This is a genomic window from Rhizobium sp. LjRoot254 (assembly GCF_964254105.1).
GTDB lineage: Bacteria > Pseudomonadota > Alphaproteobacteria > Rhizobiales > Rhizobiaceae > Rhizobium_E.
Genome location: NZ_CAXUSM020000001.1, coordinates 5,422,926 through 5,438,328, shown reverse-complemented (window position 1 = coordinate 5,438,328; position 15,403 = coordinate 5,422,926). Strand labels below are relative to the sequence as shown.

Here is a 15,403-nt window from a genome sequence, read left to right as displayed (position 1 = left end):
TTTCTCTTTCAAATCGTATCAGGCCTTGAAGAAGGCCAGCAGGTCCGCATTGACGATATCGGGATGTGTCGTCGCCATGCCATGCGGCAGGCCCTTGTGGACCTTTAGCGTGCCGTTCTTGAGCAGCTTGATCGCAAGCAGCGCGGAATCGGCGATCGGCACGATCTGGTCGTCATCGCCATGCAGGACGAAAACCGGCACGTCGATTTTCTTGAGGTCTTCCGTGAAGTCCGTCTCCGAGAAGGCCTCGATGCAATCGTAATGGGCCTTGGCGCCGCCCATCATGCCCTGGCGCCACCAATTTTCGACCACGGCTGGCGAAACCTTGGCGTCCGGCCGGTTGTAGCCGTAGAACGGGCCGGCAGCGACATCGTGATAAAACTGGGCGCGGTTGGCGAGCAGCGCGGACCGGAAGCCATCGAAGACTTCGATCGGCAGGCCGCCCGGGTTCTTCTCCGACTTGACCATGACAGGCGGCACGGCACCGATGAGGACTGCCTTGGAAACACGGCCGCCACCGCCATATTGCGCGACATAGCGAGCGACTTCGCCGCCACCCGTGGAGTGGCCGACATGGATAGCATTCTTGAGGTCAAGATGCTTGGCAAGTTCCGCGACATCGGCGGCATAGGTGTCCATCTCGTTGCCATAGGCGGTCTGGGTCGAACGGCCATGGCCACGGCGGTCATGGGCGATGACGCGATAGCCCTGGTCGAAGAAATAAAGCATCTGGTTGTCCCAGTCATCGGCCGAAAGCGGCCAGCCGTGATGGAAAACGATCGCCTGGGCATCCCTGGGACCCCAGTCCTTGTAATAGATGCGTGTGCCGTCCTTGGTGGTGACAAAGCCGTCGCTCATGGTCGTGTGCTCCTTGTTGGCGGTTTGGGAAGCTGCCTGGGCAGGTTGGGGGAAATTCTGGGCAGTGGCAACGGCAATCAATCCGAGCCCTGCTTTCATGACATTTCTACGTGTCGCTTTTGTCTCAAACATTGCCGTCTCCATGTATACCGCGATATTTGATATCGCGATATTGATATTCTTAATGCGAGGTTCTGGAGTTGTCCAGCGATTTATTTATCGCGATATTATTTTTTGTGATATCGTATTCACATTGGACCAACAGACGGGTTTCACGATGACCAGAGCCTCACCCCGCCCCCTCGACGAACAGCTGTGTTTCACGCTCTATTCGGCAAGCATGGCTGTCAGCCGCATGTACAAGCCGATGCTCGATGCGATGGGCATCACCTATCCGCAATATCTGGTGCTGAGCGCGCTGGACGAGCATGACGGGCTGACGATCGGCGCCATTGCCGATCGGTTGGCGCTCGAATCAAGCACCGTGACGCCGCCTGCGAAGCGACTGGAACAGGCAGGCTTGCTCGAACGCCAGCGCAGCAAGGAGGATGAGCGGCAGGTGCATGTGTTCCTGACGGCTGCGGGTCGCAAGCTGCTCGGCGATAGCAAATGTCTCGGGGATACCCTGGTCGAGCGCTCGAAGATGACGCCTGCCGAGGTTCAGGGGCTGAATGAGCGTATGCAGGGGTTTTTGGCGGCGGTGAATGACGAGGGCTAAAGCCCTAACAACAAGACCCCGCCCCGAAACCCCTCCCCACAAGGGGGAGGGGCCAACCCGTAGCACGCCTATCGCCCTAAACTACCGTTCCCGATATGTTGGACTGAGGAAGTGCTTCTCATTGGGCGTCGAGTAGGGCGAGGCGGCGAGGCTGGTTAAGCCCCTCCCCCTTGTGGGGAGGGGTTTGGGGCGGGGTCTTACTTTCTACCCAAAAACGTAAAACCCCGGCCGCAATACGACCGGGGTCTAAAGCCTGAAGCTGCCGAAGCTCACTCGGCCTCGTTCGCCGGCTCCGCGTTGAGCTGGCCGTATTTCTCCACGCCCAGTTTCCCAAGCAAATCGAGCTGGGTCTCGAGGAAGTCGATATGGCCTTCCTCGTCGCCCAGCAGTTCCTCGAACAGCTTCATGGAGACATAGTCGCCGGCGGCGTGACAGATGTCGCGGGACTGCTTGTAGGCCGTGCGCGCGTCGTATTCGCCCGCGAGGTCGGCTTCCAGCACTTCCTTGATGTTCTGGCCGATCCGGAGCGGCGCCAGCGTCTGGAGGTTCGGATGGCCTTCGAGGAAGATGATGCGGGCGACCAGGCGGTCGGCATGGTGCATCTCTTCGATCGATTCGGCGCGCTCCTTCTTGGCGAGCTTCTGGTAGCCCCAGTCCTCGAGCAGGCGATAGTGCACCCAATACTGGTTGACCGCGCCGAGTTCGAGGAAAAGCGCCTGGTTGAGACGCTCGATGACTTTCGGATCGCCCTTCATTTTGGTTCTCCCTGCTGATTATTTCGCGATAATCAAAGCAGGATTTGGCTGATATGTCGAGCCAAATTTAGAATGATTCAAAAAAATAGAATCGTTCCAAACGAGATCGGAATGTCAGGAAAACGATGAATGGGAGAAATCAGGCGACCTGCGCCATGCGTTCCCGGCGCGTGTGGATGGCGATCTTCTGCTCTTCCTTGAAAACGCGCAGGCGCTCCATGAAAACCACGACCTCTTCGCCTTCGGATGCCCTGATGGCGTGGTATTCCTCGGTCGTCTTGACGATGATATCGACGACATTGGGGAAGCAGCCGCAGCAACGGCCACGCTTTTGCAGGGCGTGATAAACCTTGCCCGGCACGATCAACTGCCAACAGTCCTCGTCAAGCAGCGAGATGATCGCTTCCTTGATGTCTTTGTCGGTGATCAGGTTGCAGGAGCAAACCAACATGGCAGGGAATTCCGGGCCGATTCAGAAATATATCCTCTTTAATCAAAAGGGGACTACCGCTGTCAAGATAAAGGATTGCCGCAATCATAAGAAATTGGGACGGGCGACCAAAGAAAGTGACAAAATCGCGCATCCCAAGCGCTTGCCGCGTGAATGCGAACGCTGAACAGTGCGTTCAGACCTTCACCTTCTGCAGGACGAAGTCCTCGGTGCCAAAGAATTTCTTGTAGCGCTCGACCTCGGAGGCGATTCCCGTCGCCTTGTTGGGATTGTCCGAGAGCTTGACGGCCGGACGGCCATTGGCCTCCACGACCTTGCAGACCACGGAGATCGGATTGAGGCCGGTCACCTCGTCGGGCACGCAATCCTCGAAATCATTGGTCAGGTTGGTGCCCCAACCGAAGCTCATGCGCACCCGGCCCTGGAAATGCTTGTACGTCTCGATGATCGTGTCGACGTCGAGGCCGTCGGAGAAGATCAACAGCTTTTCCCTGGGGTCGCGGCCATGGCTCTTCCACCAGGCGATGATCTTCTCGCCGCCTTCGATCGGTGGGGCGCTGTCGGGGCGGAAACCCGTCCAGTCGGCCACCCAGTCCGGTGCATGGCGCAGGAAGGAGGACGTACCGAAAGCATCGGGCAGAACAATCAGCAGGTTGCCGCCATAGAGCCGTTCCCAATCCTTGAGGATCTTGTAGGGCGCTTCCGCAAGTTCCGCGTCGGTCTCGGCGAGCGCAGCGCTGACCATCGGCAGTTCATGTGCGTTGGTTCCGACAGCTTCGAGGTCGGTATCCATGGCGAGCAGCACGTTCGACGTGCCGGTAAAGGCCGGGCCGATGCCTTCCTTGAGCGCCTCGACGCACCAGCGCTGCCAGAGAAAGGAATGCCGCCGCCGCGTGCCGAAATCGGAAATCCTGAGGCCCGGATATTGCCGGAGGCGCTGCACCTTCTCCCACATCCGCGACTTCGCCCGTGCATAGATGACATCGAGCGTGAACTGGCCGAGACCCTTCATCGCCGCGCGGGAGCGGAGTTCGTTGACGATGGCGAGCGCCGGGATTTCCCACATCGTGGTTTCCGCCCAGCGGCCGGCGAAGGTGAGCTCATACTGGCCGTCCTTGCGCGAGAGCTCGTATTCCGGCAGCTGGAAGGTCGACAGCCAGGCGAGGAATTCCGGTTCGAAAATCTGCTTGCGGCCGTAGAACGTATTACCCGCGAGCCAGATCATCTCCTTCTTGGAGAACCTGAGGTCGCGCGCATGGTCGAGCTGGTCGCGCAGTTCCTGCTCGTCGATATCGTCGGCGAGCCGCACCGACTTCGACCGGTTGATCACCGAGAAGGTCGTATCGACATCCGGATGCAGCTTCCAGATCATCTGCAGCATCAGGAGCTTATAGAAGTCCGTATCGAGCAGCGAGCGGACGATCGGGTCCAGCTTCCAGGCATGGCTCCAAACACGGCGGGCAATATCGGTCTTCGCAGCCATTACGGGCTCCCGTCACAAGGTCAGGCGAGGTTCACGCCGGCCGCTTTCATCTTGTCGTTCATGGTGGCGATCGAGCCGCCGAGGTCGATACCGCGCGAGGCTTCCAGGATCACCGTGGTCGAGAAGCCTTGGGAAACCGCATCGAGCGCCGAGAAGGCGACGCAGAAGTCGGTCGCCAGCCCGCAGAGCGTGACTTTCGTGATGCCGCGCTCCCTGAGATAGCCGCCCAGGCCGGTCGGGGTCTCGTGGTCGTTCTCGTAGAAGGCGGAATAGGAATCGATGCCCTTGCGAAACCCCTTGCGGACGACGAGTTCGGCCCGGGTCCATTCCAGCGCATCGTGGAATTCCGCTCCACGCGTGCCCTGGATGCAATGGTCCGGCCACAGCGTCTGCGGGCCGTAGAGCATCTCGATGCTTTCGAACGGCGCCTTGCCGGGGTGGCTGGACGCAAAGCTCGAATGACCCTGGGGATGCCAGTCCTGGGTCAGGATCACGTGCTCGAACCGGGCGATCTGCCTGTTGATCTCCGGGATGATGACATCGCCTTCGGCCACCGCGAGCGCGCCGCCGGGGCAGAAATCATACTGCATGTCGATCACGATAAGTGCTTCGCCGGACATTATCCAACTCCACCAAAGATAGCCGCGAAAGGTCAATCACAGATGGACCCTTCGCACAAGGGCAGTTTCACCAAAGGTGAAGCGATTTCAATGGCCCTTGATGCCGTCGGCATGCCGCGTGAGGTTGGAGAGCAGGAGCACGATGATGAGCAGCATCGGCGTGCCGATGAAGATCGCCGCGAAGCCGGTATGCTCGGCGACGAAGCCGAACAGCGTCGGCAGGAAGAGCGTGCCGGAATAGCCCATGATCGTGACGACCGACAGCCCGACGCCCTTGGCCATCCCAGGCAGATTGCCCGCCGCCGAAAACGCGATCGGCACCATATTGGAGACGCCGACACCGCAGAGCGCGAAGCCGCCGATCGCCACATAAGCGTTCGGCGCGAAACCGGCGATCAGCATGCCGACAAAGGCGATGGCGCCCGAAACCTGCATCGTCCTGACCGCGCCGAAGCGATCACGTATACCATCGCCGAACAGCCGCATGATGGTCATCGCGCCATGCATGGCGCCCGCCGCGAAGGCCGAGATCGTCAGGGTCGAGCCGAGTTCCTTGTTCAGGTAGAGCGCCGACCAGTCGATCACCACCCCTTCCTGCACCATGCAGAACAGCGCCACGATGCCGAGCAGCCAGGGCAGCGGGCTCTTGAAGAGACTGGTCTTCGGCGCCGCCGCTTCATGGATATCCTCGACATGGGGGCCGTCATGCAGGATCATCGAGAGTGCCGAGAAAAGCACGACTGCGCTGACGCCGGTGATGATGAGCGCATGGGCCAGCGGCCCCAGCGTGTCGATCATATAACCGCTGGCCGCGGAGCCCAACAGCGCGCCGAGGCTCCAGAAGGCATGGCAGGAGGACATGATCGCCTTGCGCATCGATTTCTCGACTTCGACGGCATTGGCGTTCATCGCGACATCCATGGCGCCGGCAAAGCCGCCGAACAGGAAGACGGCGATGCCCGCCGTCCAGACATTCGGCGCCAATGTGATCAGCAGCATGGCGAATAGCCAGATCGAGCCCGTGACCTTGGCGACGACGCTGGAGCCGTATTTCGCAATACCAGCGCCACAGAAGGGCATGATGGTGACCGAGCCGACGCCGTAGCAGACGACAAGCAGGCTGACATAGAAGGGCGACAGAATCAGCCGGTCGGCGAGTTCAGGCACCTTGAGCGACCAGGCGCCGGCATAGAGCCCGTTAGCGAGGAACAGCAGCTTCACGGCAATTCGTTCGCGCGGATAGCGGCCGATCAGGGCGGGCGTGGGGAGAGTCCGGTCAACCATTGTCATGTCCAGTTTTCGACGTTCTTTTGCGGCGCGTTGAAGGCGGGTTCAAGTCCACTGCCTATCATTGCGGATGATTCTGAGGTCACGAGGGCGTGGGATGGGCGACGATGACATTGACGCCGGCGCGCGTAAGGTCGCTGATATATCCGGCCTCGGCATCATGTTCGAGCACGACGTGGTCGCGTTTCCCCACCGGCACGACCTCGAAGGGCGCGGCGGCGCCGAGCTTCTCGTTCGTTACGGCGGCAAGCACCGAGCGCGACCTAAGTGCAATGAAGCGCTTGAACTCAGCCTCGTCGAAATCCTGCGCGCTGATGCCGGTCGCCGCCTCAAAACCGCAGCTTCCCAGCACACAGATATCGGGATGGAAATTGGATGCATCGGCCATCGCCTTGGCGCCGATGACGCCACCGGTGCGATGATCGAGCTTGCCGCCCAGCACGACGACATCGATCTCACTGCGGTCGAGAAGGGCAGACGCGACCATCGGGGAATTGGTGATGACCGTGAGCTTCAACCCCGGCGGAATGGCTTGCGCGATGGCGAGATTGGTCGAACCCGCGTCGATGAACAGGCTCATTCCCGGCTCGAAAAGCGGCACGGCCGCGCGCGCCATGGCGTCCTTCCGCTCGGGCTTGAGCTGTAGGCGCTCCGTGAGACTGGAATCGTCGGTCATGACAGGAAGCGCGCCACCATAGACCCGCCGGCAAAGGCCCGCCGCCGCCATCTCGCGAAGATCCCGCCTGATCGTATCCTCCGAGATCGCCAGTTCCTGTGCGAGCGTGGCCGCGATAATCCGGCCCTCGCCCTGAAGGCGTTTCAGGATAAGGCTCTGCCTTTCATGGAGTAGGAGGTCGGCAACGTTCATGAAAATCGAATCCGGCAACAACTGGCGCAATCATGCACAAACATGCACGATTCGTCAAGCCGATCCGGCCGCGCGATATCTTGAACCAGAGCTTGGAATTTAAAGAACCGGCGCTCTTACGGCCAGAAAGATGGCGAGGCAGGCAAGGGAAAGCGTGGTTTCCAGCCGTGCGATGTACACGACTCTGCGGAGAAATTCCCCGGCACACAGGCCCAGACTACACATGATTGCGCCGGCAGCGTTGCCATAGAGCTGGAGCGAAAGCCCGGCCGTGCCGAGGAACACAGCGGCAGCCACCGACATAACCGCCGCTTCCATAACCGGCGGACTAACCTGGATCCTGAACATATCAAGGAATTTCGGCCAGCTCAGCGCAATGGCCGCGACCAGCAACACCATGGGCACCATATTGCCGTCCATCTTCACTCTCCGGCCTCGATATTCGTCCAGCGGAGCAGGAACGCCAGCCGGACAGCAGGTTCGAAGCAAGTTCGGTGCCAGACACCATCTGCTCATCGATGCGGCAAATGATGTCGGAGGCGACGCGCGGAACGCGAAAATCTTGTGCAACTATGCCAAATGTGATTATTCCATCGCCACATTCTCCCTGCCGGAGACATGGCGCCTCGGATAATTGAACAAATTCTCAGCAAAGTGCCTAAATTGAAGCTTTTCAATCCCATACTCGCCGGCGCCACTCTTCACGAGCGCCTTATCGGCTGCGCGGGTGCCCTGCTCGGCATTTGTGTGACGGCGCTCACATGTGGCTATGTATTCGGAACGCCTGAGCATTTTCCGCTGATCGTCGCACCGATCGGCGCTTCCGCCGTGCTGCTGTTCGCGGTGCCTGCGAGCCCGTTGGCCCAGCCCTGGCCGATCGTCGGCGGCAATACGATATCGGCACTGGTCGGCGTCACCGTCGCCCACTATGTCGGCAATCCCATGATTGCCGTGGGCCTGGCGGTCGGGCTTGCCATTCTGGCCATGTCCCTCACCCGTTCGCTGCACCCGCCCGGTGGCGCCGCGGCACTGACGGCGGTGATCGGCGGACCGGCGGTTGTCTCGGCCGGCTTCTGGTTTCCCTTCGTGCCGGTGGCGATCAATTCCGTCATCCTGGTCTTGCTGGGCCTTGTCTTCCACCGGCTGGCAAAGCGCAACTATCCTCACAGGCCCGCGCCCGTCGCCAATATCCACAAGACCGCGGACGTGCCGCCGGCCATGCGGGTCGGTTTCAACAAGCAGGATATCGACGCGGCTCTTTCGGAATTCAACGAAACCCTTGATATCGACCGCGAGGATCTCGACCGCATTTTGCGGACGGTCGAAGCAAAAGCTCTCAACCGTGCGCATGCCGAACTCGTCTGCGCCGATATCATGTCGCGAGACGTGGTCAGCGTTTCCGCGGAAGACGGACCAGCAACGGCACGCCGGCTGTTGCTGGAACACGATATCCGCACGCTTCCCGTCTTGAATGGCGAAAAGCGGTTGGTGGGGACTGTCGGATTGCGGGAACTGGCTGGGCTGCCGGATGACGCACCCATGCCGATGTCACGGGCAGCGACCGCCTCGCCGGACGCCCCGGCAGTCAGCCTTCTACCCAGCCTGACCGATGGCCGGAACCACGCGGTGGTCGTTGTCGGGGAAAATCACGCCGTCACCGGGATCGTCTCGCAGACCGATCTGCTCGCCGCGCTCGCCAAGAGCCTCTCAGTCCTGCGCAGGCCCGACGAAGTCATGCTCGATGGACGTGGAATTTAAGCGCCGGCCTCAGGCCGCTGCCAGCCGCGCCCTGACACCATCAAGCTGGGCTTCTTCCGTCGGCTTGCCGAACAGATAGCCCTGGCCTTCCGTGCAGCCCCAGCCGTGAAGAAAATCGAGCTCCGCCTGCTCTTCGATGCCTTCCGCCGTGCAGCGGATTCCGAAGCTGCGCGACAGGCCGAGGATCGCATCGACGATGAGGCGGCTTTCGTGGTTGTCCTGGAGCGAAGCGACGAAGCTGCGGTCGATCTTGAGCTTGTCGAACTTGCAGCTTCTCAAATGCTGCAGCGTCGAATGGCCGGTGCCGAAATCATCGAGCGCGATGGTGATGCCGGCGGCGCGAAGTTGGTCGATCGTATCGCGCGCGGTGACCAGATCGGCGACGAGCGCGTTTTCGGTGATCTCGACCTCAAGGCGGTGCGGCGAAAGGCCGGTCTCGCCGAGGATGGAGATGATCTTGAGACCAAGCGTCTTTTCCCGGAGCTGAACCGGCGAAAGATTGACGGAGAGCTTGATATGGGCGGGCCAGGTTAGGGCCGCGAGGCTGGCCTTGCGCAGCATCTGCTCGCCGAGTTGGGCCATCAGACCGCATGATTCCGCGACGGGAATGAATTCGGCCGGGCTGATCAGCCCACGCTCGGCATGGCGCCAGCGGGCCAGCGCCTCGTAGCCGATCACATCGCGGGTCGCGAGATCGACGATGGGCTGGAAAAAGGGAACGATCGAATTGTCCTTGAGCGCCTTGTGCAGCTCGGATTCGATCCAGTTGCGCTCCTTGACCACATGCTCGAGCTCGCTCTCGAAGAAGGCGACCTGATGGCGGCCGGCATGCTTGGCCTTGTAGAGCGCGATATCGGCGCGGCGCAGCACTTCGCCGATCGTGTCGCCATCCTTGCCGAAAAGCGCGACGCCGACCGAGGCACCGAGATGCAGGATCGCGTCGTTGAAATGGAACGGCTCGGTGATGCCGGCGATGCAGGCGCGGGCATAGCCGTTGGCCTCGCTCTCGCTGGCAAGCGGCGGGGTGATGACGGCGAATTCATCGCCGCCGAAACGCGCGACGAGGCCGCCCGGGAAATGCTTCTCGATACGGCTCGCATAGTCGACCAGAACCTGGTCGCCGGCGGCGTGCCCATAGACGTCGTTGACCGGCTTGAAGTGATCGAGATCGACGAGCAGCACCGCGCGGCGTTCGAACTGCGCCTTTCCGCTCAGGAAATAAGCGCCGAACTCCTCGAACTTGCGGCGGTTGGCAAGACCGGTCAGCTGGTCCTGCATGGCAAGCCGACGGCTTTCCTGCTCGGCGCGCTGCTGGCGTTCGAGCGCACGGCGCAGACGCCACGACTGCTGGAAGGCGAAGGCCGAAAGGCCGAGGCTGGCGAAGAGGCCGAAGGTCAGGATGTTGTCGAGGCTGTAGGCCGAGGCGGTTTCAGGACGGATCACCAGCTCGATGCCGATGTCGCGTATCTTCTGCCCGGTCTGGACCCACGGATCGCCATTGATCCAGGCTTGGAGCGTGCCGTAGAAATTGTTCGAAATGGCGAGCAGGAAGAGGCAGACGGTGACGCCTGCGATTGCGAGGCTCTGTAGCCTGAAGCGTGCCGCCGCCGGCACTGCGCTGTTGGAATCGATCGGGTCGTTCGTCATGGCTGTATCCAGGGAGTGCCGTGATATCGGGCCTGAGAAGTATCAACCAGCGCTGAAACTTTGATTAAAATTGAAATGAAACGGCCGACGGGCCGGAAATAGCTGGAACTATCGTAAATCGAATATGAAGAGCGCCCGCCGGCGCTTGAACTCGATGACGACCTCGCACAACCCACGACGTCATCCTCGGGCTTGTCCCGAGGATCTGCTGATTGCCCTGTAAGCCACTGAAAATATTGGCTATATTTTGCGTGGTCAGATGCTCGGGACAGGCCCGAGCATGACGTCGGAGATTGGTCAACGGTCTGAAACACGGATGCCCGGTCCAGCGCGCCTCCTATTTGTCCGCCAAAAAATCACCCGAAAACGATCAGCAGGTCCTTGGCATCGATCTGGTCGCCGGCCTTGACGAGAACCTCGGCGATGGTGCCGTCCTTCTCCGCATGCAGCGCCGTCTCCATTTTCATCGCCTCGATCGAGAGCAGCACATCGCCCGCCTTGACCTGCTGGCCGGCCGCGACGCCGACGGTCGAAATGACGCCCGGCATCGGCGCGCCGACCTGGGCGGCATTGCCCACTTCCACCTTGCGGCGGATCGCACCATTGGACGCACCATGCGCCCGGTCCGGCACCTTGATGCGGCGCGGCTGGCCGTTGAACTCGAAGAACACGGTGACCATGCCCTTCTGGTCGGTCTCGCCCTGCGCCTGGTTAAGAATGACGAGCGTCTTGCCGCGCTCGATATCGGCAAACAGTTCCTCGCCCTGCTCGATACCGTAGAAATAGGCATGCGTCGGCAGCACCGAGACCGGACCATAGGTATCCGCCGCTACCGCGAATTCGGTGAACACCTTGGGATACATGAGGTAGGAGGCGAATTCGAAATCTGAGACCTTGCGTTCGAGCTTGGTCTCGATCTCCTTGCGTTCCTTGTCGAGATCGGCGGGCGGCAGCAGTGAGCCGGGACGAACGGTGTAGGCCGCCTCGCCCTTGAGCGCCTTCTTCTGCAACGCTTCGGGCCAGCCAGACGGCGGTTGACCGAGATCGCCCTTCAGCATCGAGACCACCGAATCCGGGAAAGAGATTTCTTTGGCCGGATTGACCACGTCCTCGACCGTGAGGTCCTGGGAGACCATCATCAGCGCCATGTCGCCGACGACCTTGGACGACGGCGTGACCTTGACGATATCGCCGAACATCTGGTTGGCGTCGGCATAGGCCTGCGCCACCCTGTGCCACTTGGCCTCAAGCCCGAGCGAGCGGGCCTGTTCCTTGAGATTGGTGAACTGGCCGCCCGGCATTTCATGGAGATAGACTTCCGAAGCCGGACCCTTGAGGTCACTTTCGAAAGCCGCATATTGCGTGCGCACGGCTTCCCAATAGAAGGAGATGCGACGAATCCAGGCCGGATCGAGGCCGGGGTCACGCTCGGTGCCGGCCAGCGCCTCGACGATCGAGCCGAGGCAGGGCTGCGATGTATTGCCGGATAGCGCGTCCATCGCCGCATCGACCACGTCGACGCCGGCTTCGACCGCCGCCAGCACCGTGGCTGCGGCGATGCCCGACGTATCATGGGTGTGGAAGTGGATCGGCAGCGAGGTCGCCTGCTTGAGTTCGCGGAACAGCATGCGCGCCGCCTGCGGCTTGAGCAGGCCGGCCATGTCCTTGAGTGCGATGATATGGGCGCCGGCCTTTTCCAGGTCCTGCGCCAGGCCGACATAATATTTGAGATCGTATTTCGGGCGCGCCGAATTGAGGATGTCGCCCGTATAGCAGATCGCTGCCTCGCAGAGCTTGTTCTCCTCGATCACCGCATCCATCGAGACACGCATGTTCTCGACCCAGTTGAGGCAGTCGAAGACACGGAAGAGATCGATGCCGCCCTTGGCCGCCTGGCGAACGAAATATTTCACGACATTGTCGGGATAGTTCTTGTAGCCGACGCCATTGGCGCCGCGCAGCAGCATCTGCAGCAGGAAGTTCGGCGCATTCTCGCGGATCAGCGCGAGCCGCTCCCACGGGTCTTCCGTCAGGAAGCGCATGGACACGTCGAACGTCGCACCGCCCCAGCATTCCAGCGAGAAGAGATTGGGCAGCGCCTTGGCATAGGTGCCGGCGATATTGGCGATATCGAAGGTCCGGACACGGGTGGCGAGCAGCGACTGGTGGCCGTCGCGCATCGTCGTATCGGTCATCAGGACGCGGTTCTGGCTGGTCATCCATTCCGCGAATTTCTTCGGGCCAAGCTCGTCGAGCAACTGCTTGGTGCCGGGCTGCACGGGCTTGTCGATGAAGGGCACGACGGGAAGTGCCGCATCTTTCGGCGGCCGGGCGCGGCCCTTGGCCTCGGGATGGCCGTTGATCGTCACGTCGGCGAGGTAAGTCAGCAGTTTCGTTGCCCGGTCCTGGCGCTTGACCTGGGCGAACAGTTCCGGCGTCGTGTCTATGAAGCGGGTCGTGTAGGTGTTGTTCTGGAACGACGGATGCGTGATGATCGCTTCCAGGAACGTCAGGTTGGTCGCCACGCCACGGATACGGAATTCGCGGAGCGCGCGCTCCATGCGCTTGATGGCCTCGAGCGGCGTCGGCGCCCAGGCAGTGACCTTTTCCAGTAGCGGATCGTAGAAGCGGGTGATCACCGCACCGGAATAGGCGGTGCCGCCATCGAGCCGGATGCCGAAGCCGGTGGCACCGCGATAGGCGGTGATGCGGCCGTAATCCGGGATGAAGTTCTGCTCCGGATCCTCGGTCGTGATGCGGCACTGCAGGGCATGGCCGTTGAGCTTGATATCTTCCTGCTTCGGCACGCCGGATTCCGGTGTTCCGATCGCATAGCCGTCGAGGATATGGATCTGCGCCTTGACGATGTCGATGCCGGTCACCTGCTCGGTGACGGTATGCTCGACCTGAATGCGCGGATTGACCTCGATGAAATAGAATTTGCCGCTGTCCATATCCATCAGATATTCGACCGTGCCGGCGCCGACATAGTTCGTCGACTTGGCAATTCTGGTCGAATAGGACGCGAGCTCCGCGCGCTGGGCTTCGCTCAGATACGGCGCCGGCGCGCGCTCGACGACCTTCTGGTTGCGGCGCTGAACCGAACAGTCGCGTTCGAAGAGATGCACCACATTGCCGTGGGTATCGCCAAGAACCTGGCTTTCCACATGGCGCGCACGCTCGACCAGCTTTTCGAGATAGACCTCGTCCTTGCCGAAAGCGGCCATCGCCTCGCGCTTGGCTTCCACCACTTCGCGGGCCAGGTCCTTGGGATCACGGATCGCGCGCATACCGCGACCACCACCGCCCCAGGACGCCTTGAGCATGATAGGGTAGCCGATCTCCTCGGCCATCCTGGCCACCGCGGCCATATCGTCCGGCAACGGCTCGGTGGCCGGCACGACGGGAACGCCGATCTCGATTGCCAGATTGCGCGCGGCAACCTTGTTGCCCAGCCTGCGCATCGTATCGCCGGTCGGTCCGATGAAGATGATGCCGGCCGCCTTGCAGGCGTCGACGAATTCGGGGCTCTCGGAGAGAAGGCCGTAGCCGGGATGAATGGCATCGGCGCCTGACAGCTTGGCGACGCGGATCACCTCCTCGATCGACAGATAACTCTCGATCGGCCCGAGATCGCGATCGAGATGCGGACCACGCCCGACCTGATAGCTCTCGTCCGCCTTGAAACGATGCAGCGCGAGTTTGTCCTCCTCCGCCCAGATCGCGACGGTCTTGATGCCCAGCTCATTGGCGGCGCGAAAGACACGGATGGCGATTTCCGAACGGTTGGCGACAAGTATCTTCTTGATGGGCAAGGCTCTGGCCTCCTCAGGCTGCGACGTCAAAACCAGGCATGCAATGAACCGCCAATCCGGCGCCAAGCGCGGTCAATTAGCGACCGGCAACGGCCTCATTCCGCCAGAAATTGCTGCGGGGCGGTAGAAATATTGCACTCGCGAAAGTCTTAGCGCGTTGCAGTGCGAAGTCAATTTGGTTTTGACTCATTTCCGTCACATTTCGCTGACGGTTCGAGGTGCCGTTGTTAAGGGATCAGCCCCCGACGCAAACCAAGCGCTACCGCGTGGTTGCGGTTCTTGGCGCCGAGTTTTTCCTGAAGGCTGGCGCCATACCAGTCCACCGTTGTCGGCGCGACCTTGAGCAGGGCGGCGATCTCTGGTGACGTCAAGCCATCGGCCATATGGCTCAAGGCCTGGACCTCGCGATGGGTGAGTGTAATCTCGGTTCCCTCGGCAACCTTCTCGGCATAGGCATCGCCCATGAATTCGAGGAGCTTGAAATAGGTGCTGCGTGTCACCGTCTCCAGCAGCATGATTTCCGCAGGCGTCAGTTCGATTTCGCCCGGACCGCCGAGCGTCGTGGCACCCATCAGCGCATTGCGGCCGAAGACCGGGAAGATATAGCCGGAGCCGAGGCCATGGGCCTTGCCGTCCTGCATCATCTTCTGCATGCGACGATATTGCGGATTGTTCTTGTAGGCCTCCACCGCCTGCTCCCAGGAGAAGCTTCTATTGGCGCGAAGCAGGAACCGGATCGTCGGATCCGTGACGATGTATTTCTTCTCGACGTAGCGCGCGATCCACGCCTCGGGCCAATTGGCCGCGACGATGAGCTGGGCCGGGTTCTCGATCGGCTTCGGCTCATGGAAAATGCAATAGTATTTGAAGCCGAACGTATCGATCAGCTTCTCAAATTCCCGGATCGCCACGTCACGATCAGGAACTTCGCCGATCGCGACGAGATAATGCATGATGTTGCCGAAACGCACCTTGGCCCCCGTTCCAAACTGCAATGCCACGTCCAGAGACCTACGCTTTGTGACATGCGCGGGTCAATCCATCGGCGACCGATTGAAGGGTATCGCCTTTGATTCGCAATCGCTAATCTGGCATTGAATTGTCAGAATTTCGTGGCAATCGCGGAAATTTTCCGGATGACGC

The 15,403-nt window shown here is 60.8% G+C and carries 14 protein-coding genes; 3 read left to right on the top strand and 11 right to left on the bottom strand.

Going from position 1 to position 15,403, the window contains the following annotated elements:
• Positions 1-18: 18 nt before the first annotated feature.
• Entirely contained in the window at positions 19-858 is an 840-nt protein-coding gene (locus ACSQ26_RS26940; protein WP_436014424.1) for an alpha/beta fold hydrolase, read from the bottom strand.
• A gap of 277 nt (positions 859-1,135) precedes the next feature.
• Here ACSQ26_RS26940 and ACSQ26_RS26935 point away from each other — a divergent pair, with 277 nt between their 5' ends.
• Positions 1,136-1,576 (top strand): MarR family winged helix-turn-helix transcriptional regulator, encoded by a 441-nt coding sequence (locus ACSQ26_RS26935; RefSeq protein WP_436015486.1) that lies wholly within the window; start codon positions 1,136-1,138, stop codon positions 1,574-1,576.
• Between the two features lie 269 nt (positions 1,577-1,845).
• Here ACSQ26_RS26935 and bfr read toward each other — a convergent pair whose 3' ends face one another.
• A complete protein-coding gene (gene bfr, locus ACSQ26_RS26930; protein ID WP_436014422.1) occupies positions 1,846-2,331 on the bottom strand; it encodes a bacterioferritin in 486 nt (161 codons plus the stop codon).
• Positions 2,332-2,470: 139 nt separating this feature from the next.
• A complete protein-coding gene (locus ACSQ26_RS26925) occupies positions 2,471-2,782 on the bottom strand; it encodes a (2Fe-2S)-binding protein (protein WP_436014420.1) in 312 nt (103 codons plus the stop codon).
• On the opposite strand from ACSQ26_RS26925, the gene ACSQ26_RS26920 reads away from it, so the two are divergent.
• The gene (locus ACSQ26_RS26920; RefSeq protein ID WP_436014418.1) at positions 2,781-2,948 is read left to right on the top strand and encodes a hypothetical protein; all 168 of its coding nucleotides are present in this window, start codon (positions 2,781-2,783) and stop codon (positions 2,946-2,948) included. The genes ACSQ26_RS26925 and ACSQ26_RS26920 overlap by 2 nt on opposite strands.
• A 9-nt stretch (positions 2,949-2,957) precedes the next feature.
• Here the strand turns inward: ACSQ26_RS26920 and pncB are convergent, their stop codons facing one another.
• From pncB to ACSQ26_RS26895, 5 genes are all read right to left on the bottom strand, one after another.
• Entirely contained in the window at positions 2,958-4,265 is a 1,308-nt protein-coding gene (gene pncB, locus ACSQ26_RS26915) for a nicotinate phosphoribosyltransferase (RefSeq protein WP_436014416.1), read from the bottom strand.
• A 20-nt stretch (positions 4,266-4,285) separates the two neighbouring features.
• The gene (gene pncA / locus ACSQ26_RS26910) at positions 4,286-4,885 is read right to left on the bottom strand and encodes a bifunctional nicotinamidase/pyrazinamidase (protein WP_436014414.1); all 600 of its coding nucleotides are present in this window, start codon (positions 4,883-4,885) and stop codon (positions 4,286-4,288) included.
• A gap of 87 nt (positions 4,886-4,972) precedes the next feature.
• On the bottom strand, positions 4,973-6,169 hold the full coding sequence (locus ACSQ26_RS26905) for an MFS transporter (RefSeq protein ID WP_436014412.1): 1,197 nt from the start codon (positions 6,167-6,169) through the stop codon (positions 4,973-4,975).
• Between the two features lie 85 nt (positions 6,170-6,254).
• Positions 6,255-7,040: a DeoR/GlpR family DNA-binding transcription regulator gene (locus tag ACSQ26_RS26900; protein WP_436014410.1), complete on the bottom strand. Its 786-nt coding sequence runs from the start codon at positions 7,038-7,040 to the stop codon at positions 6,255-6,257.
• Positions 7,041-7,139: 99 nt separating this feature from the next.
• Positions 7,140-7,460 (bottom strand): hypothetical protein, encoded by a 321-nt coding sequence (locus ACSQ26_RS26895; RefSeq protein WP_436014408.1) that lies wholly within the window; start codon positions 7,458-7,460, stop codon positions 7,140-7,142.
• Between the two features lie 198 nt (positions 7,461-7,658).
• On the opposite strand from ACSQ26_RS26895, the gene ACSQ26_RS26890 reads away from it, so the two are divergent.
• Positions 7,659-8,798: an HPP family protein gene (locus ACSQ26_RS26890; protein ID WP_436014406.1), complete on the top strand. Its 1,140-nt coding sequence runs from the start codon at positions 7,659-7,661 to the stop codon at positions 8,796-8,798.
• A 9-nt stretch (positions 8,799-8,807) separates the two neighbouring features.
• Here the strand turns inward: ACSQ26_RS26890 and ACSQ26_RS26885 are convergent, their stop codons facing one another.
• The 3 genes from ACSQ26_RS26885 to ACSQ26_RS26875 all read right to left on the bottom strand — a co-directional run bounded on the left by ACSQ26_RS26885 (position 8,808) and on the right by ACSQ26_RS26875 (position 15,255).
• Positions 8,808-10,445 carry a putative bifunctional diguanylate cyclase/phosphodiesterase gene (locus ACSQ26_RS26885; RefSeq protein WP_436014404.1) on the bottom strand — a complete coding sequence of 546 codons (1,638 nt, stop codon included), beginning with the start codon at positions 10,443-10,445 and terminating at the stop codon, positions 8,808-8,810.
• 356 nt (positions 10,446-10,801) lie between these two features.
• The gene (pyc, locus tag ACSQ26_RS26880) at positions 10,802-14,260 is read right to left on the bottom strand and encodes a pyruvate carboxylase (protein ID WP_436014402.1); all 3,459 of its coding nucleotides are present in this window, start codon (positions 14,258-14,260) and stop codon (positions 10,802-10,804) included.
• Between the two features lie 227 nt (positions 14,261-14,487).
• Positions 14,488-15,255, bottom strand: a complete 768-nt coding sequence (locus ACSQ26_RS26875; protein WP_436014400.1) for a helix-turn-helix transcriptional regulator — start codon at positions 15,253-15,255, stop codon at positions 14,488-14,490.
• Positions 15,256-15,403 lie beyond the last annotated feature (148 nt).